The sequence below is a fragment of the Gillisia mitskevichiae genome (assembly GCF_003634585.1).
Taxonomy (GTDB): Bacteria; Bacteroidota; Bacteroidia; order Flavobacteriales; family Flavobacteriaceae; genus Gillisia; species Gillisia mitskevichiae.
This window is the reverse complement of record NZ_RBLG01000002.1, coordinates 1079648-1102572: the sequence shown is the minus strand read 5'-3', so window position 1 is coordinate 1102572 and position 22925 is coordinate 1079648. Positions and strand designations below refer to the sequence as shown.

The following is a 22925-nucleotide window of genomic DNA, read 5'->3' as shown; positions in this document are numbered from 1 at the left end:
CATGGCACTCCACGATTACAATAAAAAACGCGATTTCAATAATACTCCAGAACCTCCGGCGGAGCTTAGCCATGAGAATGCTGGTCGATTTGTTATTCAACGCCACAAGGCAAGTAGATTACATTATGACCTCCGTCTGGAGATGGAAGGAGTTTTAAAAAGTTGGGCAATTCCTAAAGGTCCATCGATGAATCCGGATGATAAGCGATTAGCTATACAAACTGAAGATCATCCAGTAAAGTACCTCAGTTTTCAGGGCACTATTCCAAAGGGTAATTATGGGGCAGGGGTTATGAAAATTTGGGATGAAGGCACCTATAATGTTGCTCCGGAATTTCAGGAGATGGATCTAGTGAAACAATTTGAAAAAGGAGATCTAAAAATTGAATTTTTTGGTAAGAAGATCAAGGGCACGTTTGCTTTGGTACATACCAAGCGTCGCGATGCAGATAATCACTGGTTATTAATAAAAAAGAAGGATAGTTATTCTACAGATCTCGATTATGATGCAGAAGTTTTTTCTGATGCTAAAAAACCTTCAACAAATAAAGACACTCCAGTAAAAAAGCTGAGTCCGGAGAAGTTTGTAAAACCAATGTTGGCATCTTCAATAAAGGATATTTTTAATGATAAAGCTTGGGTTTACGAGTTAAAATGGGATGGATACAGAGTAATGGCCAATATTAAAGACGGGAAAGTGCATCTTTATTCGCGCAATGGAATTGCCTATAATTCTAAATTTAAGCAACTGGTTAAAGATCTGGAACATGTGGAAAATGATGTTATACTTGATGGGGAAGTAGTTGTGGTAAATGAAAATGGGCTTCCCCAATTTCAAGCCCTGCAAAATTATGATGAAAACACTTCTGGAATACTGCGATATTATGTTTTCGATATGCTCTATCTCAATGGTCACAGTATGCTGGATCTCGATTTACTTGAAAGAAAAAGCTTGATCCCTGAAATCATTGAAAATTTATCCTACACCCTGTTTTGTGACCATATAGAAGGAATGGGAACCGCACTTTATAAAAAAGCAATTGATGCTGGGATGGAGGGAGTGATCGCAAAAAAGATCGATTCCACCTATTCGCCTGGATATCGAAGTGAAAAGTGGCTTAAGATAAAAGCGGTAGAGACTGAAGAAGTGATCATCTGTGGATATACAGATTCAGAAAGTGGGGGAGCTATTTTTGGCAGTTTAATTTTAGGAATGTTTGTAGAGGATCAATTAAAGTATATTGGAAATTGTGGCTCCGGATTTTCAGCAAAGGATCAACGTGAGTTGCTGAATAAGTTAAAAAAACTCGAAGTTGAAAAACATCCTTTTAAGCGAAAGCCAAATCTTAAAGGTCGCAATTCGCATTGGGTAAGTCCGATCTTAATTTGTGAAGTGAAATTTTCTGAATGGACAAAAAGCGGACTTATGCGTCATCCCGTTTATAAAGGGATTCGTAGCGATAGAGATCTTCATGAAGTATCTAAATCCACTCATAAAAAAGAGAAAGTTGAAACACGTAGTTCCAATTCAAAAGCTACTATTTTAGAAGTAGAAGGAATCGATGTGCCAATCACAAATTTAGAAAAGGTTTTATGGCCAGATAACGGATATACTAAATATGATCTTATAGATTATTATCTTAATGTTTCAGATTATATTCTACCCTATTTAAAAGACCGTCCTCAGAGTTTACACCGTCATCCTAACGGCATTAAAAGTCCCGGATTTTTTCAGAAGGACAATGAAAATTTGCCATCATGGATAAAGACAGAAGAAATATTTTCAAAATCCACAAAAAAGAACATTAACTATCTCCTCTGCCAGAATGAAGCGAGCCTCTTATATATGGCTAATTTGGGATGTATAGAAATTAACCCGTGGCACTCTCGGGTAAATAATTTAGACTATCCAGATTATACTATAATAGACCTAGATCCATCTAAAGAAAATACTTTTGAAGAAGTAATTACTGTAGGGCAAGCTGCAAAAGAGGTTTTAGATTTGGCGAAAATAAAAGGATTTTGTAAAACATCCGGTTCCAGTGGTCTTCATATCTACATTCCGTTGAACGCAAAATACACCTATGAAGAAGCTAGAAATTTCACAAAACTCCTTTGCTATTTCATCGAACAAAAAGTGCCTGAACTAACAAGCATGCTTAGGGCGGTAAAAGACAGAAAAGGGAAGATCTATCTGGATTACCTTCAAAACAGAAAAGGGCAAACAATAGCTGCACCTTATTGTGTACGACCAAAAACAGGCGCTCCAGTTTCTACACCATTAGAATGGAAGGAAGTTAAGTCTGGATTGAAGATCTTAGATTTTAACATCAAAAATATTCAAGCACGAATTCAAGAAAAGGGTGATCTATTTGCTGAGGTGTTATCACTTGATACAGATATGATGGCTGCAATCCAGAGACTAGAAAATTAGCCTCAAGTATTACAATTTATTTTTACGAAAAATCCATTCCCGCAGAGAGATCAATTTTATTTGGAGTTAGAATATCTCTTGGTTTAATTACAGAAAACGGATTGATTAGTTGATCTATCAAGTTCTCTGGCAAATTCTCAAGAAAATACTTTGAAGAAGAATCAGAACTTTCAGAATTATTAACTGTATTTATGGAATTAGTATCACGAGTAATGAATAATTCATTTTTAGCTCTGGTTAAAGCCACATATAATACCCGTCTATCCTCTTCAATACTTTCTTCACTATGAAGGTTCCAAGCACTGGGATATACTTTTGGAGAGACATTCAACACATAACACACGTCAGATTCTAAACCTTTAGCCGAATGCACCGTAGATATTATAACATGATCTTTTATCTCGCTATCATTTAATTGAGATCCTTCCAAAACCGGCTCTCCATTTATTTGTTTTGCATTTTCAAGAATACCTTCAGAAATTAACTGGCCAATGGTGGAATAATTGTCACCCAGCATTTCCAGCACTGGAAAGTCAGATTTTCTTTTCTCTTCCCAATCTTTGCGATACTTAAAAGCCAAAGGCATTTCCATTATAGAATATGTCTCTTGAAGTGCCTTTTTAACGTTCCCAGAATTTATAAAAATTGTATTATAGATATCTCCAATTTTTTCTCCATCTGCACCACCAATAACATCTTCCAGATTTTGTGCACACTCTAATGGATCTTTAAATTCTAGGATTTTAGAGATGTATTTACCGGCTCGAATTTCACCAATACCATCCCAAAAAGTTAGAAAACGCATCCATCCAATTTCATCATAAACATTATTCACCACTCTTAAAGCAGATATCACATCTTTAATATGAGCGGCTTCCATAAATTTCCTTCCCCCATAAGTTACGTAGGGAATTTTCTTCTGAATAAATACTGCTTGTAGCGGTTTGGTATAATAAGTAGATTTTGAAAGTATTAAATGATCTATGAAATTCTTATTGTTTTCTGTGAAGTTCTCAAGAATATTTTCGGCTATAAAATTAGCTTCTTCCCATTGGCTAGCAACATTTATCAACTTGGGTTTGAGCCCTTCTCCACGGGTGGAAATTAATTTTTTCTTATAATCCAAACTGGATTCATCTAACAGCCAATTAGAAAGATTTAATATTTCTTGGGTAGATCTATAATTATTATCAAGTATCAAAACTTCAGATTCTGGAACTCTTTCTTTAAATAAATGTACATTCTTATAATCTGCACCTCTAAAAGAATAAATAGACTGGGCATCATCTCCCACACAATAGAATTTTGCAATTTCTAAAAATGGCTCCAGCAAATACCATTGTAGTGGATTGGTATCTTGAAATTCGTCTATCAATAAATGCTTGATCTGATGAGAAAGAATTGTTCTGGCCTCTTCATCGTTTCTTAATCTATTAGCAACTATTAGTAAAAGATCATCATAATCTAAATAACGTCCATCTCCTTTTTTTGTTTGATAGGCTCTTAATAAAACTTCAACTTTTGGTCTAATAATATCTATTTCGTCATTCGTTTCTTCATCTGTCTTACCCTTATAAACTTTTTCTCGAATGGAATTAGAAAGATTTTGTCGGGTATTTCTTCCGTAAGAATAGATGTCTATTAATTGCTGAGGTTTTATGCGTATCCCTTTATACTCAATAACCTGATCTCCACACACCATTTTCATCACGCTTAATTGATCATCTGGATCTATCACAGTATAATTAGAAGCCCCAAATAAATTTGGATATCGCACAATTAACTGATTGCACCAAGAGTGAAAAGTAGAACCATTTAAGCTTTGCGCTTGATTATCTGAAAGTGAAGATTTTACTCGCTCCACAATTTCATTAGCAGATCTTTTCGTAAATGTGAGGATTTGTATCTTTTCTGGAGGTGTTCCCTGATCTATTAAATAAGCTGCTCTCCCTACAATACATCTGGTTTTTCCAGTTCCCGCTCCTGCAAGTACCAATAGATGCTTCCCGCTAAATTCAACAGCTTTTTTCTGCTTTTCGTTAAGAATATGATTCTCCACTTTTTTTTGTAAAGATAATAATTTAAATGCAATTAGGAATTTTTCCAATATGCGGAATATTTCCTATTTTTGTCGAGATGATATTTATTTATATTCAATACTTAACACTAGGCGTAAAGACAAAAGTTCCATTTCGTTTAGTGCTATTTTCTGAAGACTTTCCTCAGAATTATATGGTATTTGGTATTAGACCAGCTTTATCGATTCCTAAAAAGTTATATACTCCGAATAACTTGGATCGATTAAAAATATTATCCTGTGAACCTTTTTGTAATTCTGCAGATGAATTGATCGAACTTTTTACAGATCAGAAATTAGTTTTTAGCGAAAAAGAACAGTTCAATTTACTTAAAGCTCAATTTAGGAATATTGGCTACAATTTTAATCTGAAGCCAACAATTCTATGGACTTCATTAAAAGAGAAAGGGGATTTAGAACAGCTAATAGAATTGATCTCTAAGCGACATTTGCCTAAATCTTTAGAATTTGCTAAGGTCTTCTTGGAGGTAATGTTTAATTACAAAGATCGGCAAGAACAACAATTAGAAGATTACAAGGAAATTCATATAACGAAACAGGCTCATGATCTTTCAAAATTTAATAAATGTCCTGGAGTTTATTTCTTTTTGAACGCTGCAGAAGAAGTGATCTATGTTGGCAAAGCAAAAAATATTAGGAAACGTTTGCAAAGTCATTTTTCCAATACCGCTGAACAAAGTAATATTGATTATTCGGAAGTAGCAGATATTGATGTGATCTATACTGGGAATGATATTATCGCCCAACTTGTGGAAACCGAGAATATCAAGAATTTAAAACCTTTTTATAATACTCAACAAATCACAAACCCTGACCCGTATATAATTACAGTAGGTGCTACTTCTAAAGGAATTTCTAAAATTAAGATCACCCGAAAAGAATATGAAGATAGTTTACCCGAAAAATATTTCAATAGAAAATCTGTAGTAGCTTCATTGAAGACTTTCTGCCTCGAATATCAATTGTGCCAAAAGCACTGCGGACTTGAAAAGGTGAAAGGTCCATGCAGTAATTTCACAAAAAGAACTATTCCCTGCGTCTGTTCAGGGGGAGAATCTTTTGAATCATATAATAAAAGATTTCAAATTGCCTTCGATCAATTCCGAAGAAAAACAACAAGAAGGATCCTTAAGTTAAAAGGTAGAAACCTTTCTGAAGATGCTTTTATTTATGAGTCTAATGGTATCTATGAAGGTTATGGATACATCGAGAAATCTTCCAATATCTCCAATCACAATGATATTTTAGGGCATTTGGTAAAACAAAAGAACAATTATGACACCACTAGGATTGTAAGCTCCTTCGCGAAAACTTTAAGAAAAGAAGACATACTTTATATTTAATTTTCCAAGATCTGGAATTCCAATAGGCTAGGCTCATCTCTATCGTAATTTTACCTTTCATTAGTTCTATATCTGTAATTTATTCTCTTAAATCTATATCTACTGTGACAGGTTCAATGGAAGTGATCGTAATATTAAATTCTTATGAAACCATAGTCTTTTTGCAATTTCAGTATTAAAATCAACCTGAGTTCAGAATACGGTATTAGGAATTAATTACTAATGTCCGCTCAAAGTTCTCGCTAAATATAATGCTGTTTTACTTTGATTGTTTTTTGCAACTTTCTCTGGTGTTCCTTCTGCTACCACTTTTCCTCCTTCTTCCCCAGCACCAGGGCCAATATCGATAATCCAATCACTTCCAGCAACGATCTGCATATCATGTTCTACCACAATTACTGTATTGCCTGCATCCACTAATTTTGCTAGCTGAAGCTGTAATTTTTCTACATCGGTAGGATGTAAGCCAGTAGTTGGTTCATCTAAAATAAAAAGCGTATTTCCTCGGCTTAAACGCTGAAGTTCTTTAGCAAGCTTTATACGCTGCGCTTCCCCTCCGGAGAGTTCGGTTGCCGGTTGTCCTAAACGTAAATAGCCCAAACCTACTTCCTGCAATACTTTAAGAGTACGGCTTACTCGGTCTTCTTTTTCAAAAAAGTCTGTAGCTTCATTTACGGTCATGCTGAGAACTTCAGCAATATTTTTATCGTGATAGGTTACTTCCAAGGTTTCATCATTGTAACGAGTACCACTACATACAGGACATGGAGCATAAACACTTGGAAGAAATAAGAGTTCCACCATAACAAAACCTTCCCCTTCGCAATTGGGACAACGTCCCTTTCCAACATTAAAGGAAAAGCGACCAGCATTATAATGACGTGATTTAGCTAATTTTGTTGAAGCAAATAATTTTCTAACTACATCAAACAAGCCTGTGTAAGTCGCCAGATTAGAACGTGGGGTTCTACCAATTGGTTTCTGGTTAACCACTACCATGCGTTTTATATTTTCGGAACCTTCGGTGATTTCACCTCCCAGCGTGGCTACAACATCCTGTTGCAGCGCATCTTCTACTTCTTCTTCATTAGCAGATCCATTTCCTAATTTTGTAGTCATTAACTCAACCAAAACCTGGCTTACCAAGCTACTTTTTCCCGAGCCTGAAATCCCAGTAACACTCGTTAATGCACCTAATGGAAAAGAAACATCGAGGTTAGATAAATTATTTCTGGAAACTCCACTCAGTTTAAGCCATGAAGAAGGTTTCCGTGGTTTAGATTTCTCAAATGGTAGATCATTAAAAAGATGTTCTCTGGTTTTAGATCTTGAAATGTTTTTCAATCCCTCGGGAGGACCACTGTATAAAATTTCTCCCCCACCTTCTCCAGCATCAGGACCTACATCTACTATCCAATCGGCATGGCGAATTACATCCAACTCATGTTCAACAACAAAAAGTGAATTTCCGCTTGCTTTTAGTCTGTCTAAAGTTTTTAGTAAAGCTTCGGTATCTGCAGGATGTAAACCTGCAGAAGGCTCATCTAAAACATATACCACTCCAAACAAATTACTACGCACTTGGGTTGCAAGTCTTAATCGCTGATGTTCACCCGGGGAAAGGCTAGGCGTGTTACGCTCTAAGGATAAGTAGCCTAGTCCTAATTCTAATAAAACTGTGACTCTTGCAACAAGGTCTTCTGCAATGCGTTGGGCTACCATTGCCTTTTCCTTGTGATTTTCACCCAATTTAGCCAAACCAGGTGCTGAGCCATTGCTATATGGAGAGAAAATAGAAAGTAATTTTTTAAGAGGCAGTCTTGAGATGTCTGCAATATCATATCCAGCAAAAGTCACAGAAAGCGATTCACGACGTAAACGTTTTCCGTTACAGCTAGGACATTCACTGCTTATCATGTATTTTGACACACGCTTTTTCATTAAAGCACTTTGCGTATTTGCAAATGTGTGCAATATGTGTTTTTTGGCACCCGTATATGTTCCCATATAACTTGGCTGTCTTTTTTCTTTAATTGCAATTTGAACCTCATCTCGATTGAGATTTCGGTATACAGGCACCTGTGGTTTTTCGTTTGTGAACAAGATCCAGTCACGATCTTTTTTAGGAAGATCTTTCCAAGGAACATCAACATCGTAACCAAGTGTGACTAAAATGTCTCGAAGATTTTTTCCTTGCCATGCAGTGGGCCAGGCATCTATCGCTCTTTCTCGAATAGTTAAGCTGTCATCTGGAACCATGCTTTTTTCCGTTACCTCGTAGACTTTTCCCAGTCCATGACATTCTGGGCAGGCTCCTTCTACTGTATTCGTTGAAAAAGAATCAGCATATAAAAGAGGTTGATGCGCTGGATAATCCCCTGCTCGGGAATATAACATGCGCAGCAAGTTTGATAAAGTCGTTACAGAGCCTACAGAAGACCTTGTAGTTCCTGAACCTCGCTGTTGCTGTAAGGCAACTGCCGGAGGTAAACCCTCAATTTCATCTACCTCTGGAATTGGCATTTGATGAAAAAGGCGACGTGCGTATGGCGATACAGACTCAAGATACCTTCGCTGAGCCTCGGCATATAGAGTACCAAAAGCGAGGGAAGATTTCCCCGACCCGGAAACCCCGGTAAAGACCACCATAGCATCGCGGGGAATTTCCAGAGAAACATTTTTTAAATTATTTTGGCGTGCTCCAATTATAGCAACGAATCCTTCTTTTATTGTCGTATTGTCATGCGGTTGTTCCATGTCATCCTTTCGACCAATAAATATACCAATAACCTGTAGAAAAAGTTTAAAGCCTAGACTTTTGGATTAGTTTAACGCTTGATCAAGGCTACACAATTAGATTACTTGTTAATAATTTATTTAATAGATATAAGGTCTTAATAGTAGTGATTTAATTCCTTTCGGGATTTTCAAATGATTGTGAACTCTGATGATTTTTAGAGCCCTAGTACTCCCATCCTGCAAATGGAACTTCCCGACGACTAAGGCCGTCGATGTCTTAAAATATAAATTCCCGTTCAGGTGATAACACCTGACGGGAATTTATAATATTTAATCTATTTCGGGATTTCCGAGTTTTAGGGGAGTCGCAAGCTATCGTCCAATCCTAGAACAAGGAGTTGCAATTAATATTTGTCCCTGTTGGAGGTGATATAAATCATTTTTTACAAGTATTGAATAGCATAGTTTTATTAGACAATTTTAAAAATTTCAAAAATGAAAAATTTATTGATTTTGCTGGTACTTTTGGTCTTTAATCCTGTTATGAATGCTCAGGATCAAATTAAAGATCAGGATAGGGATAAGACCAGACTGATGATGGTAGACGGGGATCTGCTACAGATAAGGGATCGCGATCAGGTCCAACTAAAGGATAATGTCACCCTTAATGACGGCACCGTTCTAAGTCCAAACGGCAGCTATGGCACAAGGGAGGGTGAAAAACTTCGTTTGAGAGACGGGGAATGTCTAGACATGGATGGTGTTAAATACAACAACGAGTACCAGTACAGGTTCAAGGTAATGCAGGAAAATAAAGGACTTTCTCAGGAGCAAATAAGAGAAAGAAATGAGAAACGAACCCAGTTTGTAGCGATGGATGGACAGATTTTCCAGATTAGGAACCAAGAACAAAATCGTCTTCAGAATGAGATGGCTTTGGGAAATGGAACCAGAATTAATCCGGATGGAACTTATCAAACCAGGGATCAAAAACAACTCCGGCTTAAGGATGGCGAATGCCTTAATCTTGATGGCCAAAAATACCAGAATATCCTGCAGCACAGAAAAATGGTCATGCAGAAGAACATGAACCAGCAAAAGAACATAAATAAGCCGCAAATGCAGCCAAAGGTTCAGAAAAACGTTCAGAAGAAGACTACTGCAGTCAAAAAAAAGGGTAATAATTAAAAACTAAATTTCAGGAAGAGCGTTTCCAGAGAAAGCTCTCTTCCTGAAATAAGTCAAGTCATGAAAATAAGTACCATATTTTTCCTGTTACTCATATTGGTAAAGGGAAACCTAATTGCCCAAGCCCCCGAAGAATCCTCTCAAGATTTCTCGTATGTTCTTGGGGATATCAGCTATTCAAGTGATGCGGTTTTTATGGGCCGCAGGGACTCTATCAAAGCACCTTATATATTTTCTTCCCTAGGTTATTATAATAAGACCGGTTTTTTTGGAAATGCTTCTGCCTCCTACCTAGTTTCTTCAGATGAGCAAAGATTCGATTTGTTCCTTATTAGTGCCGGATACCTTTTTACAGGAGAGGATTTCAGCGCCGGAATTTCGGGTACTACATACTTTTTTAATGAGGAAAGTTATAATGTGCAATCAGAGATTGATGCAGACATTACAGCAATGGTTGGTTATGATTTCAAGATCGCTGAACTCACCTTAAGTGCAGCAAGTTATTTTGGCTCTGGTAGTTCTACTGATTTGGTTGCCAGTTTGATGCTGGACCGGACATTTTATGCCATGGACAGGAAGCTACTAATTATGCCCGCGGTTATGGTAGGGGCGGGAACCCAATACTTTTATGAAGAGTATTACAATACCAGCAGGCTCGGCAATCGCAAAGGTGGAGGTAACGGGCAACAAGGACCAGGCTCGGGTGGATCCAGTATTATGCAATCTGAAATTAATAATGTGACAATTTCAGAAGCTTCAGAATTCAACATCCTTAACATTGAAGCACGAATTCCAATGCAGTACTACCATAAATCCTTTATTTTCTCTTTTACACCCATGGTTGCATTTCCGCAAAGTAGTGCAAGTATCACTACAGAGAGTGCAGTGTATACAGAAGATCTTGAAAGCGTGTTCTACTGGTCTGCCGGTATAAGCTACTGGATCAAAACAGGGAAGTGATTAGAAGCACGTTTCTCTTTGTTAAAGCTAACGGTGTTAGAAATTCATAGAATCTATAGTAAAAGTCAGTGCTCCCGAGAAATTCTGAATGTGGATGGGCCAAATAAGATTAGCAGGGAGTATAATTTAAAACTACAGGTTGATTTTCTTTCGGAATTGGTTAGGGAAGTAGCAGATGATATAGTTATTTTGGTCTTAAGAATTTAAAGCAAATGCAATTATAGTCCTCATGGCCTGCGGGACAGAAATCTTAAAAATGTCGCAATTTTTGTCACCTTAATACAAAAAAAACCAGTAAAAATAGTGCTTAACGGATTATCTAGTGGAGTCGTAGGGTTTATAGAACCCTAATGCTCCCATCCTGCAAATGGAACTTCCCGACGACTAAGGTCGTCGATGTCTTAAAATAAAAATTCCCGTTCAAGCGAGCTTGACGGGAATCCGTTAGTTTTGATCTGTTACGGATTTACCGCTTCAAGTGGAGTCGGAGGGTTTATAGAACCCTAGTGCTCCCATCCTGCAATTGGAACTTCCCGACGACTAAGGTCGTCGATGTCTTAAATTATAAATTCCCGTTCAGGTGAAAATACCTGACGGGAATTTATAATTTTTAATCCATTTCGGAATTTCCGATTGATTGTGGAGTCGGAGGCTTGAATAAAAATAGAACCCTAGTGCTCCCTATTAGGAAATGCCGCAGTGCTTTACCGTTCCTACGGCCCGGGCGTCTTAAAAACAAAAAATCTGCTCAAGTGAAAATACTTGGCAGATTTTTATTTTTTTAATCCGCAGCATAGCTGCGCTTCATAGTGGAGTCGGAGGGTTTCGAACTTTCTTTATCTTAATTTCATTAAACCATCATATACATTCGACAAAACCCTTTATTAGTTGATGAAATTAACATTAATATTACTGGTTAATATATTAAGTTTAGGTTATATTGTCACCGATATTGTCACCGAGTATTGTCACCTAATCAAATTCTAATACTACATGACTAGTACATTCTATCTGAAAGAACCAAAATCAAAAAAGGAATCGTTAATATATTTTTCGTGCTATTTTAAGGAAGAAGGTAAGAAATTTGTTTATTCTACTGGAGAGAACATTTTGCCGGCTCATTGGAGTCAGGAGAATAAAACCCCATTAGTTAAAGGTAAAAATAAAGCTTTAAATCGAGGGTCTATTAAAACACAGCTAAGTAGGTATGAAAGATGTTTTAGGAATTTAAGATCTCGATGCATTGAAATGCAAGAGGATTTCACTTCACTACTATTAAAAAAGGCTTTTGATGAAGAATTTAAGAATGCCCCTACTGGTAAAAATATTTTCTTCGATGCATTTGATGCATTCGAAGAACAAAAAACAAAAAATAAAGAGTGGGCGAAATCTACTGAAAAGCGTTATAATAACATCCAGAACTTACTTATTAGCTTTGAAAAGGACCGAGGATATAAACTAAATTTTAACTCAATTAATAATAATTTCCATGCTGAATTCACTGATTATTGTATGAGTGAGAAAAAGCATATTAATAACACCTATTCTAGGAACTTGGGACTATTTAAAACGTTTATGTTTTGGGCTTTAGAAAATCGTTATACTTATAATGAAGATTTTAAAAAGTTTCGCAAGAAAGAGAAAGTAATTACTGCTCAAGTTGCTCTTAAACAAAAAGATCTAGAAATAATTTTGAAACACGAATATAACAGCCCTAAACTTGAAAGGGTTAGAGATATTTTTGTTTTTGCTTGTGTAACTGGGTTGCGCTTCGGGGAATTAAAGCTTATATCAAACGAAAATATAATAGATGGATATTTGCACCTTAAAGAAGAAAAAGGCTCGGAAAAAGAAGCGAGAACGATCCCTTTAAATGATCTTGCAATGTATATACTAAGTAAATATGATTATAAACTACCGCTGATTGCCAATCAAAAGCATAATGAATATATCAAAGAAGTTTTCGAAAAGGCTGGATATAATCATTTTGTCGAAAAAATCACTACTAGGGGAAAGGATGTGATCAGAGAAAATGTGCTTTTTAAAGATAGAATTAGTACGCATACATCGCGTAGGTCTTTTATTACAATGCTTAAGCAAAATGGCAAGAGTGATAAGCTAATTATGAAAATTACCGGCCATAAGGATCTAAAAACTTTAAATCAATATTACCAAGTTGATGATCACGCTAAAAAAGAAGCAGTTGAAAGTACTTTTAAAATTAAATTTCAAAACCTAAAAAAGGAAAAACAATGATCTTCAACAAAAATTTAATACCAAAACACGAAGATGTAATTAATGAAGTCACTTACTTTTTGGTTTTATGGGCACGCGATTTAAATTTTGATTATTATTCTGAAGATTATTTTTTTGCAGCATCTTATGATTTCATAAGGGGTAATGATTCCAGTGATCCCATTTCATATGCTATCTTTCAAAATGAGTTCATTGAAAATGAATTAGAAATTATAACTGAAAATATGGAGGAGCTTAAATCTATTTTTTTGCGTTATAACGTAGAGAGTTCTGTCATGGAAATTAAGGATGTAAAATCATTTCGAAAAGCTAATGATTATGATGAAACATTATTAACTGACTTAAAGAGCAAGTCTATTATGCATCAAGATTTAGTGAAATTTATTGAATTAAGGATTAATAAAACTTCGCTTACAAGTTTGATAGATTATTGCTATGTTGTATATCTCGACCTATATAAAATTCATCAATTTTTGATTTCAAAGTTTGATAAATCATTACAAAAATCTTCTGAAATAAATTTGAACTTATCTCAAAATGAAACTAATAATAAATCATCGAATGTTCAGCTATCAATTGCTGAGAACGCTAAAGTATTTAATACTGTTTGGGAAGCGGTTCTTTATCATTCAGTATTAGTAGAAAAGGATCGTAAGAATTATTTTAGACGCAAAAAAGATATATCTGAATTAGTAAAAAATATGATTAAACCAGATGGGAAAGCTATTTCTCATAATACCTTTTATCAAAAGCTTCAGAAACTAAACGATGCAAGGAAAGGTATTTCAGATCCCAAACATGGCAAGTATACTATGAATGATTATAAGTCGGTGGAGGAAAGACTTAAGACTGAATTTCCACAAGCTGTTTCTTTACTCAAACTTAATTATTTCTATAACGAATTATATTAGGTAAAAAATAGTAACCCCTTACTGTAACCCCTTACATTGTAAAAAGAGATATATCTAATGCAATTTTGCCTTGAATAAAAATCTCAAGGTAATGGAAAACATAACACAAGTACATGGTATAACAAAGGATGATTTTTTGAGGGTATTTCAACGCTTAGAAGATAAAATTAATACTCTTCAAAAGGCCAACAAAAAACCTGAAAAGTATTCGGTTAAAGAATTGGCCCAACATTGCGGTGTAGCAGATCTAACCGTTAGAAATTGGATTACGGAGGGCAAAGTAAAGGCTGAGCGAATTGGACGTAGAATATTTATTTCAGAGGAGGAATTCCAAAATGCCCTTTCTGAGGTTAAATCAATAAAATACAAAAGAACATAAAAAAACCCGCAGTCTTCAGCTGTCGGGTTTTTTTTACAAATTATTCCAAATTATAAAATAGATGATAAATATACAAAATTATCAGAAAGAACAGATTTTCAATTTACCGAAATATAGATTAGGATCTCCCAATGAATTTACCTCTTGTAATCATAATAATCCTAATCCTTATGGTTCAATACAGCATTTTAAAAGAGTTAAAGGCTTAAATCATTATACTCTTCAAACGCCGCGTTTATTTGAATTCAACATATTGATTGCACCGGCAGGACTAATTTTTATAATCCATTTATATGAATAATCAACAGAATATATTTAAAATGGAAGTTTCCTGGATTGTCAACTGCAGATCAAAATACTCAACCCCCATCAAATTCATTGAAGCGATTCAAAGAATTAAAGAAGGACAAAGTAAAAATTTGATTTCTAAGATCAGGAGTGCTAAGAATAAAAATGAAAGAATGTTTTTCAAGCAAAAACTACCTGCAACTTGCTTCTCGGGAGTGCTCGAGAATAGAACTACTCTAAAAAGGGGGACGGGCTTGGTTTGCCTCGATTTTGACGAAGTGAATTCTACTTCAAGTCTCATCCAGAAACTTTCAAACTCGAAATATATTTTAGCAACTTGGATTTCTCCCTCTGGTAATGGGGTTAAAGCAATAGTTAAGATCCCAATTGTGAATTCGAAAAAGGATTATAAGGAGTATTATAATGCTGTTATAGACCATTATTGGAAAATGGGTCCTGACCGGACGACCAGTGATGTAAACAGATTGTGTTTTGAAAGTTATGATCCTAACCTGATTTTCAATAAGAATGCTACTCGTTTTAATCTCAGAAAGAAAATTACCGTTACAGAAACTTTATATAGTTCCCATAAAAATAAAATTTATTCTGAAGGATCTGTAGTTGAACGATTGATACGATGGTGGAGCAAAAAATATGATTATTCTTCGGGTAATAGAAATAACAGTTTATTTGTTTTAGCCTGTTCTCTTTCGAATTTTGGAGTTGCCAAATTGACTACGGAAGATCTATTCGGTTCATTTGTAGATAAGGATTTCGGCTATGAAGAAATTCTTAAAATAATTGATTCCGCTTATAAAAGAGCTGAATTTGCCTCTAAATCTTTTGATTAATGGACGGAGCTATCAGAAAAAAATTAGACGGAAAAGTTTTTAATATCAAATATGGAGACAAAACTATATTTTGGAATGAAAAAACTAAGCTTAAGGATGATAAAGTATATAAAGAATATACTCTAAATACACCAAGATTAAGACAATTTATTATTGATTCTGGTTTTAGAAACCACGAGAATAAATTAATCTGCCTAAAGAATAATATTGCAAATCCTGTTTCACCTGAAGTGATTTATAATCACTGTTATAACTATATAAAAAATTTAAAAGATCCAGGGCTAGAGGGGGCATATATAAAACAGGGAGAATCAATTTTAATTAAAAATAGAGGTTTGCTTATTTCCTTGCCAATTATAGAAGTCCCTATGATTAGGGATCACCAAAATATAAGCTATAAATTTTACAAGAATGCAATTGTAGAAATCACTCCAAATAAGCCATTTAAATTGATAGCCTATAAAATGGCTCCCGGTTTCATCTGGGAAAAAGCAATTAAAAAAAGAGATTTCAAAGTATATCCAGATTTGGATGAGTTTTACGATATATCTATGTTTAGTAAGTTTATTAAAAATTTATCTAATGGGTCTGATCATTTTGTTTCAATATGTTCCGCGATTGGATACGCCATTCATACATACAAAGATGAACGAAAACCTATTTGTTTAATAATAAATGATGAGAGTCAACCAGATGAAGAAAAACCGCAAGGAGGAACCGGTAAAGGTCTAATAGTAAAAGCTATATCTCAGATTGTAGAAAAAGCCGTGTATAATGGTAAAAATGCTGATTTTTCAAATAATAAATTTGCATATCAAAATGTGGATGAAACGACTTGTGTTATGTTAATTGATGATGCCTGTAGAAATTTTGACTTTGAATCACTTTTTAGTGTAATTACTGACGATCTACCTGTTGAAAAAAAGCATCAGCCGATAAAATTAATCCCATATAAAATAAGTCCAAAATTTATAATTACTACTAATTATACCATAAAGGGGGATTCCTCAAGTTATAAACGTAGGCGATTTGATATATTTTTAAAAAACCATTATAGCGATACTTTTTCTCCCGCAGATGAATTTAAATGCGAATTTTTTCATGAATGGGATAAAGAAGAATGGAAATTATTTGATCATTTTATGTTAGGCTGCTTAAAGTTGTATCTAAATAAAGGTTTGATTTCTTATGAAAGCAAAAACTTAAGATTGAAAATGCTTAAAAATGAGACGTCTTCGGATTTCTATGATTTAATGGAAGAGAAATTTAACATACTCAATGTCAGTCATGATTATCAGACTTTAAGAGGTGAACTTATTTCAATATATGGTAAAAAGTATAATTTCTTGGAAATAAATAAGAAGCGAATAGTTGAATGGGTAATGAGATATGCCGAGTACAAGGAATATTTTTTAAATAAAAAGAGAGGTAAAAATGGAATGAACTTCACTTTTATTAAATAATTGTTGTAGGAGATGTAGCAGATCAATTTACTAATGTATGTGGAGTGTAGATTAAACACTAGTAATTACTTGAAAAATGTAGGAGGTGTAGGTTAATTGAAAATAATATGTAGAGAGAATTTTTCATAAATAATGTATTAGCAATTCTAGTACACCTGATACACCAAATAACAATTTAGAAAAGATTTAAAATCTCATTAGCAAGAGAAATATTTATCCAAATTATCAGATAGGGAGTAAGTAGAAAAATCGATAGAAATAATATCTGCCAGACGGACTGCAAGATGTGTTTTCGTTAAACGAAAACTAAACCTTGTTTTTCCTGGCGTCAAAAGAAACAAATATTTTCGCAGCTCAATATTTTAAAAAAAATGAAAAAGAAATATAATAAGGAAGAAAAGGATCTTATAGTTGAAGAAGCTATTCAAAGTAAAAATAAGGGGGAAATTGCAAAAAAATACGATATTCATTTAGCTACACTTTATGTTTGGATAGCTAAAAAGAACCCTGAAAGTAAAACAGATTTTATAGGATTTAAGGTTACTGAAAAGGAAAAAAAAATAATTTATGATAGGATTGGTAAACTTGGTTATGGAAATGATATTAGTACATATATGAGAAAAATTATATTTTCAAAGGAAATTCTAGTTGGAGATCCACAAGAAGTTAGGGAAGAATTGTATAGAACCAGGGGAGAATTAAATAAAATTGGGAGTAATATAAATCAAATTGCAAACTACACTAACTATTTATGGAAGAATAAATATGTTGAAAATTCCTTTTCAGATGAAATTATCAAGCAAACTTCTCTATTATTAGAGGTATGCTTAGATCAAAAAACGGTTATAGATAAATCTTTAAGAAGGATCTTTAATTAAAAATTCTAATTAGAATTAAATTGATTCACTAAACTATTAGTGTCTAATAGAACTTTACAAATTAACTATAATATGCTAATATAATATTATCGCATTGCCATAATATATTAAAACTATAATATGCTAATATAATATTATCGCATTGCCATAATATATTAAAACTATAATATGCTAATATAGTATTATCGCATTGCCATAATATATTAAAACTATAATATGCTAATATAATGGCATTATGATATTACACCAATTAAGCAGTTCTATAAATATTCAATTCCATAATTGAGTATTTATGCTATTAATTACCTGACTGTTTTTATATTACAATAATTGGAATTAAATCTTTGGACTTCTTCACATTTCTTTATTCGATAGCAAAACTACCTTATCCATTTCTGAAGCCGGCATAAAGCCGTTACACTTTTTATACGGCTAATTCAGTAATAGATAAGGTTCTTCGTTTGGCATCAAAAAAGTAAACATCAAAGTCCCGAAGAGGATATAATTTAAATCAATTAATTATGGAAAATCAGAAGAACAAATCAGAAATGACATCAAAAGAAATAGTAGAAATACTATTAGAAGATTTTAATAAAATAGATATAGGTAGATATGATTATTATTATATCCCACACAAATCTGACTTCACCAAAGCAATGAGTTTATCCATAAAAGAAACATGTAATAGATTAAATCTAAGAGTTGTTCCTGAAGTAGACATAATTATGCCGGAACATATTAGAAATGAACACAAAAGAAAGATCGGTGGAATTGTAGACTTTATTATAATTAACCCGAATGGAAAAGATATTGCTATAGAACTAGATAGCTCTCATAAAATTTATAGCTATAAGAAACTTGAAGTTTTAAATGATCAAGGCTATGATGCTTATTGGATAGTTTGGAACAAAAACACAAATGGCAAAATTTATCCTCCTTACAACAACAAAGAATTAGGGTTTAATAATGAAAATGTAAATATCGTTAGACATACTTTTCATGCTGATTTAAGTAATAAACCCTAGTCGGTTTATTACTCTTGGCAATCAAACTATACTATTATATGAATAAGTAGTTACAACCTTAAAGTTCAGTGCTCACTGCAAGGTTTTTTTAGTATTTGTAATAGTTAAAATGATTAGAACATATAAAAAAATTATACTGTTCAAACGCAACATATAATTTAAAGGATTTTTTCCTACAAAATATTAATTAATTAATATTATTGAAATTATTATGTTTGTTGAAATACAACACATAAATAATATGAAATTATATAATTCTTATTTAATTAGTTAAAATATATGATATTATTATTAAAACAGTTATAAAACTACATAAATTTGCGTATTTCTTAATTCAATTACGAGTTTTCTAGATGTACAATTTTAAAATTTAGCTATGATTTAATTTTTTTTCCTACACTTTTATTATTTAAATAATATTTTTTGAACTGTTATATAAAAAAATCGCAACATATAATTAATATTAAAAATTCTAAATAATTATATGTTGCGAAGTTGCAGTAATATGCCTGTCATCGACTTGGTTTTTAAATTAAGAATTTAGCATAGTCCAGAAATATTATGCTTTTGTGATAGAATAATTTCTAAAACCATTAAAAAACAGGGTGTTTTATGAATTTGAGGATGAAATAAATATTCTATCTTTTTGTAAACAAAACAATTAACAATTAACAATTACACGTTCCTCAATTAAAATATATAATTGCTAAAGCGCCAAATTTATAATTTAGTCTTCCTTCAATATTTTCTCTTAAAGTTTTACTATTAAAACAACATTTTTATCTTGTTATATAAAATCCACAACATATAATTAATATTAAAAATTATTATTAATTATATGTTGCGAAGTGGCAGAAGAGGCTTGTTTTGTTAACCTATGTAATTAGTGAAATCCTTTAAGAATATGCTTTTGTGGGAGAATGATCTTTTAAACCTTACCACAAAAATAGGTTTATTGTTTAAGGGCATTAATCAGTTCATTGTTTGAAAATGAATAAAATAAGTGTTAAATAAATAATTCTTCAAATGATTCTTTATTTAATAATACTCCTTGATATATGCATAAGCCCTATCAAATAGAACTTGATCTTTGTGTAGTTGATATTTTAAAAGTTGTTTTCGCAGGGACTGCTGTACCTCCCTTTCTCCAGAACTTGTAGTTTGCCATCCAGGAAATCTTATAACCCTTACAATACTGTCTATGTCATCTACAATTCTTTCAACCACTGCAGGAGTTTGATCTGATTTCAATTCTGAAAATAGATCTGATAAGGCAGCCCTTGGCGTTTTCAGTTGAATATTTGCAGCGGCTTCCTTTTCCGCCTGAACCGTTTCTTTAGCCAATTTACAGAGTTCTTTTACAAATTCTATAGAAGTGATTAAACCTTGTTCTGCTCGTTCTCTAAGCTTTTCCAAGCGCTCACTCAGTTTTTTGAATTTAGGGTCTCCCTGATGCTTCTTAAATCGCTTTATGAGCATTTGCTCCAGGGTTCTTGCTCGTTTAGGATCTGGGTTATTGAAAATATCTTCAATTACATCTGCATCTAAGATAAATTCATCTAATGTGTGAACTTGCCCTACATGTATACCTTCATGAATAAGTTTAGTTGTTTGTGCTCCCAGTGTAAACCACAAAAGTTTTCCAATATTATTAGATGCTGGTTTTACTGATTCGAATACCTGAGAAAGCCACTTATAATCTGTATTATAAATATCTAACATTCTATCAGGAGATAAGGATTCCCAAAGCTTAGAGAGAAATTTATAATCCCTCGCAAAAGCATCTTTTTTATCATTAGTATCAATTGCGTTTTGTGCTGCTTCCAGACCTTCAAAACCAAGAATGGCTCTATCTACTCCTTCAAAATGTGCCAATGTATCCTGCATGGCTTTTGGTAATTCATCTCGTAACTTAGATAAGTTGGAAATTACCTGTTTTACGCTTTCTTCATCGAATTGAAGTGCTTTAGCAGCATCATCAAACACTCCGAAATAATCAACTATTCTACCGAATGTCTTTTTAGGATATAACCTATTAGTTCTACATATAGCCTGCAAAAGGGTGTGATCCTTTATAGATTTATCCAGATACATGGTTTGAAGTATTGGAGCATCAAATCCTGTTAATAGCTTTGCGGTAACAATTATGAATTTTAATTCTGATGAAGCATCATTAAACTTATCAATTATTTTTTCCTGTGCACTTTTATCAATTCCCCACTTCTGTTTAAATTCTAAAGGATCATTAGCTGTAGTTGAAATTACAACTTGGCTTGTTTGCTCAGAAAAATATTTGTCAAGCTCCTCTTTATATTGAACACACGCATGTCTGTCTGGAGTTACGATCATAGCTTTGAAGCCATGAGGTTCAACTTTTTCCTTAAAGTGATTTGAGATGTCTTCTACAATTCTTTCAACTCTCTCAGGGGATTTTAAAAACGCAGCCATTTTTGCTGATCTCTGGTTCAATGCATCTGCCTCTTCATCTGAGAGTGCAGAACTTTCCTTAAATTCTTCGAAGGCTTTATCTATTGCTTCTTTATCGACATGAACATCTACTAAGCGAGGTTCAAAATGTAATTTTAAAGTAGCGTTATCTCTTACCGAATCATGGAAGGTATATCTGGACATATAACCACCTTGATCTTCTTCAGCTCCGAAAGCCCAGAACGTGTTTTTATCAGCCTTATTAACTGGAGTTCCAGTAAGTCCGAATAAAAAGGCATTTGGCAAAGCGGCCCGCATTTCTCTACCTAAGTCACCTTCCTGTGTTCTGTGAGCCTCATCTACTAAGACAATTATATTATCTCTAGTATTCATGTTAGGTTTAGCGTCCCTAAATTTGAAGATCGTAGATATAATAATTTTACGCGTATCCCTTTCTAGCATCCGCTGTAATTCACCAATACTCTCAGTAGATTCTACATTGGCTATATCTGCAGCATTAAACGTCCCACTAATTTGAGTATCTAGGTCTATTCTATCAACCAAAACTAGAACCGTAGGACTTTTTAATTCCGGGGATTTTCGAAGTTTCTGGGCTGCAAAAACCATCAACAGTGATTTTCCAGAGCCCTGAAAATGCCAGATCAATCCTTTTTTAATTAAACCCTCCTTAACTCTTTCTACAATTTTATTTGCGCCCTCATATTGCTGAAAGCGAGGAATCACTTTCATTCTCTGCCTTTTTTTATTGGTGGTGAAAAGGGAGAAGTTTTGAAGTATATCTAATAATCTGGCGGGATGTAAAAGGTCTAAAAGCTCTTTTCCAACTTCACCTAAGCCAAAATGTTTTGCTAATGCTTGGTCATCATTTTCTAACCTCCAAGGTGCCCAGAATTCTAAGGGAGTACGAATAGGACCAAAATATAATTCTTTACCCTCTGTAGCAAATGACAAAATGTTGGGAACAAATAATTGAGGAACTGCATTTTCATAAATCTCATGAATTTCATGAGCTCCATCTAACCAGCTTACCGATGGACGAATAGGTGTTTTGGCCTCTCCTATAACAACTGGGATGCCATTAATCATCATAACAACATCCGGAATTTTGGTCTCACGATGATGGATATGAAATTGGTTTGTAACTATATATTCATTGTTGGAATGATCTTTAAAATCTATTAACCTTACCGGGACATGTCTATTATTCTCACCAAAAGGCATGGTTTTTTCACCCGCTAACCATTTAAAAAACTCCTCATTAGCTTTAACTAACCCAATTTGATTCACCGAAATCAAAATAGCCCGGAGTTTGTAAATCACTTCCTCCGCTAACTCTGGTCTAGACTTTATTTCAGGATTTAAACGCACAAGTGCATCGTTTAAATCAGGCTCAATTAAAACCTCATTAATAGATCTGTCTAAGTCTTTAGATGCTTTGAACTTCCAGTGGGGAGAATATCCTGAGATGGGCTCTTGAGCTTCTCCATTATTTAAATTATCTCCACTTAGTTTGTGGATGATGTAGTGTTCTACACTGTTGAGTTCGTTGAAGGCCATTGGTTATTTTTTAATATATGATTTATCTTTTCTATCACTATATACATAATTTCTTCCTGTATAAGGGGGTGTATATGCACCGGTAATTCATCCTCCAGCAATCCTTT

Annotated in this window: 14 protein-coding genes; 11 read left to right on the top strand and 3 right to left on the bottom strand. The window is 33.9% G+C overall.

Annotated elements, in window-relative coordinates:
* Window position 1 precedes the first annotated feature (1 nt).
* A complete protein-coding gene (ligD, locus tag BC962_RS10765) occupies window positions 2–2434 on the top strand; it encodes a DNA ligase D (RefSeq protein ID WP_121345992.1) in 2433 nt (810 codons plus the stop codon).
* 22 nt (window positions 2435–2456) lie between these two features.
* Here the strand turns inward: ligD and BC962_RS10760 are convergent, their stop codons facing one another.
* Entirely contained in the window at window positions 2457–4493 is a 2037-nt protein-coding gene (locus BC962_RS10760; protein WP_121346066.1) for an ATP-dependent helicase, read from the bottom strand.
* A gap of 26 nt (window positions 4494–4519) precedes the next feature.
* Here BC962_RS10760 and BC962_RS10755 point away from each other — a divergent pair, with 26 nt between their 5' ends.
* On the top strand, window positions 4520–5875 hold the full coding sequence (locus tag BC962_RS10755; protein ID WP_121345991.1) for a GIY-YIG nuclease family protein: 1356 nt from the start codon (window positions 4520–4522) through the stop codon (window positions 5873–5875).
* A gap of 219 nt (window positions 5876–6094) precedes the next feature.
* Here BC962_RS10755 and uvrA read toward each other — a convergent pair whose 3' ends face one another.
* Window positions 6095–8632, bottom strand: coding sequence for an excinuclease ABC subunit UvrA (uvrA, locus tag BC962_RS10750; protein ID WP_121345990.1), 2538 nt, complete (start codon window positions 8630–8632; stop codon window positions 6095–6097).
* A 477-nt stretch (window positions 8633–9109) separates the two neighbouring features.
* On the opposite strand from uvrA, the gene BC962_RS10745 reads away from it, so the two are divergent.
* The 9 genes from BC962_RS10745 (at window position 9110) to BC962_RS10700 (ending at window position 18813) form a co-directional block, all read left to right on the top strand.
* Window positions 9110–9802 carry a DUF6799 domain-containing protein gene (locus tag BC962_RS10745; RefSeq protein ID WP_121345989.1) on the top strand — a complete coding sequence of 231 codons (693 nt, stop codon included), beginning with the start codon at window positions 9110–9112 and terminating at the stop codon, window positions 9800–9802.
* Window positions 9803–9862: 60 nt separating this feature from the next.
* Window positions 9863–10762 (top strand): hypothetical protein, encoded by a 900-nt coding sequence (locus BC962_RS10740; protein WP_245984139.1) that lies wholly within the window; start codon window positions 9863–9865, stop codon window positions 10760–10762.
* Window positions 10763–11755: 993 nt separating this feature from the next.
* Complete coding sequence (locus BC962_RS10735) at window positions 11756–13018, top strand: tyrosine-type recombinase/integrase (protein WP_121345988.1); 1263 nt, start codon at window positions 11756–11758, stop codon at window positions 13016–13018.
* The gene (locus BC962_RS10730; RefSeq protein ID WP_121345987.1) at window positions 13015–13929 is read left to right on the top strand and encodes a hypothetical protein; all 915 of its coding nucleotides are present in this window, start codon (window positions 13015–13017) and stop codon (window positions 13927–13929) included. Before BC962_RS10735 ends, BC962_RS10730 begins: the two co-directional genes overlap by 4 nt.
* A gap of 91 nt (window positions 13930–14020) precedes the next feature.
* On the top strand, window positions 14021–14308 hold the full coding sequence (locus tag BC962_RS10725) for a helix-turn-helix domain-containing protein (RefSeq protein WP_121345986.1): 288 nt from the start codon (window positions 14021–14023) through the stop codon (window positions 14306–14308).
* Between the two features lie 461 nt (window positions 14309–14769).
* Entirely contained in the window at window positions 14770–15447 is a 678-nt protein-coding gene (locus BC962_RS10715) for a BT4734/BF3469 family protein (protein ID WP_183075492.1), read from the top strand.
* Window positions 15447–16910 carry a DUF5906 domain-containing protein gene (locus BC962_RS10710; RefSeq protein WP_121345983.1) on the top strand — a complete coding sequence of 488 codons (1464 nt, stop codon included), beginning with the start codon at window positions 15447–15449 and terminating at the stop codon, window positions 16908–16910. Before BC962_RS10715 ends, BC962_RS10710 begins: the two co-directional genes overlap by 1 nt.
* 371 nt (window positions 16911–17281) lie before the next feature.
* Window positions 17282–17788 (top strand): plasmid mobilization protein, encoded by a 507-nt coding sequence (locus BC962_RS10705; RefSeq protein ID WP_121345982.1) that lies wholly within the window; start codon window positions 17282–17284, stop codon window positions 17786–17788.
* A 521-nt stretch (window positions 17789–18309) separates the two neighbouring features.
* Window positions 18310–18813, top strand: a complete 504-nt coding sequence (locus BC962_RS10700) for a hypothetical protein (RefSeq protein ID WP_121345981.1) — start codon at window positions 18310–18312, stop codon at window positions 18811–18813.
* A gap of 1038 nt (window positions 18814–19851) precedes the next feature.
* Here the strand turns inward: BC962_RS10700 and BC962_RS10695 are convergent.
* Window positions 19852–22818, bottom strand: a complete 2967-nt coding sequence (locus BC962_RS10695) for a type I restriction endonuclease subunit R (RefSeq protein WP_121345980.1) — start codon at window positions 22816–22818, stop codon at window positions 19852–19854.
* Window positions 22819–22925 lie beyond the last annotated feature (107 nt).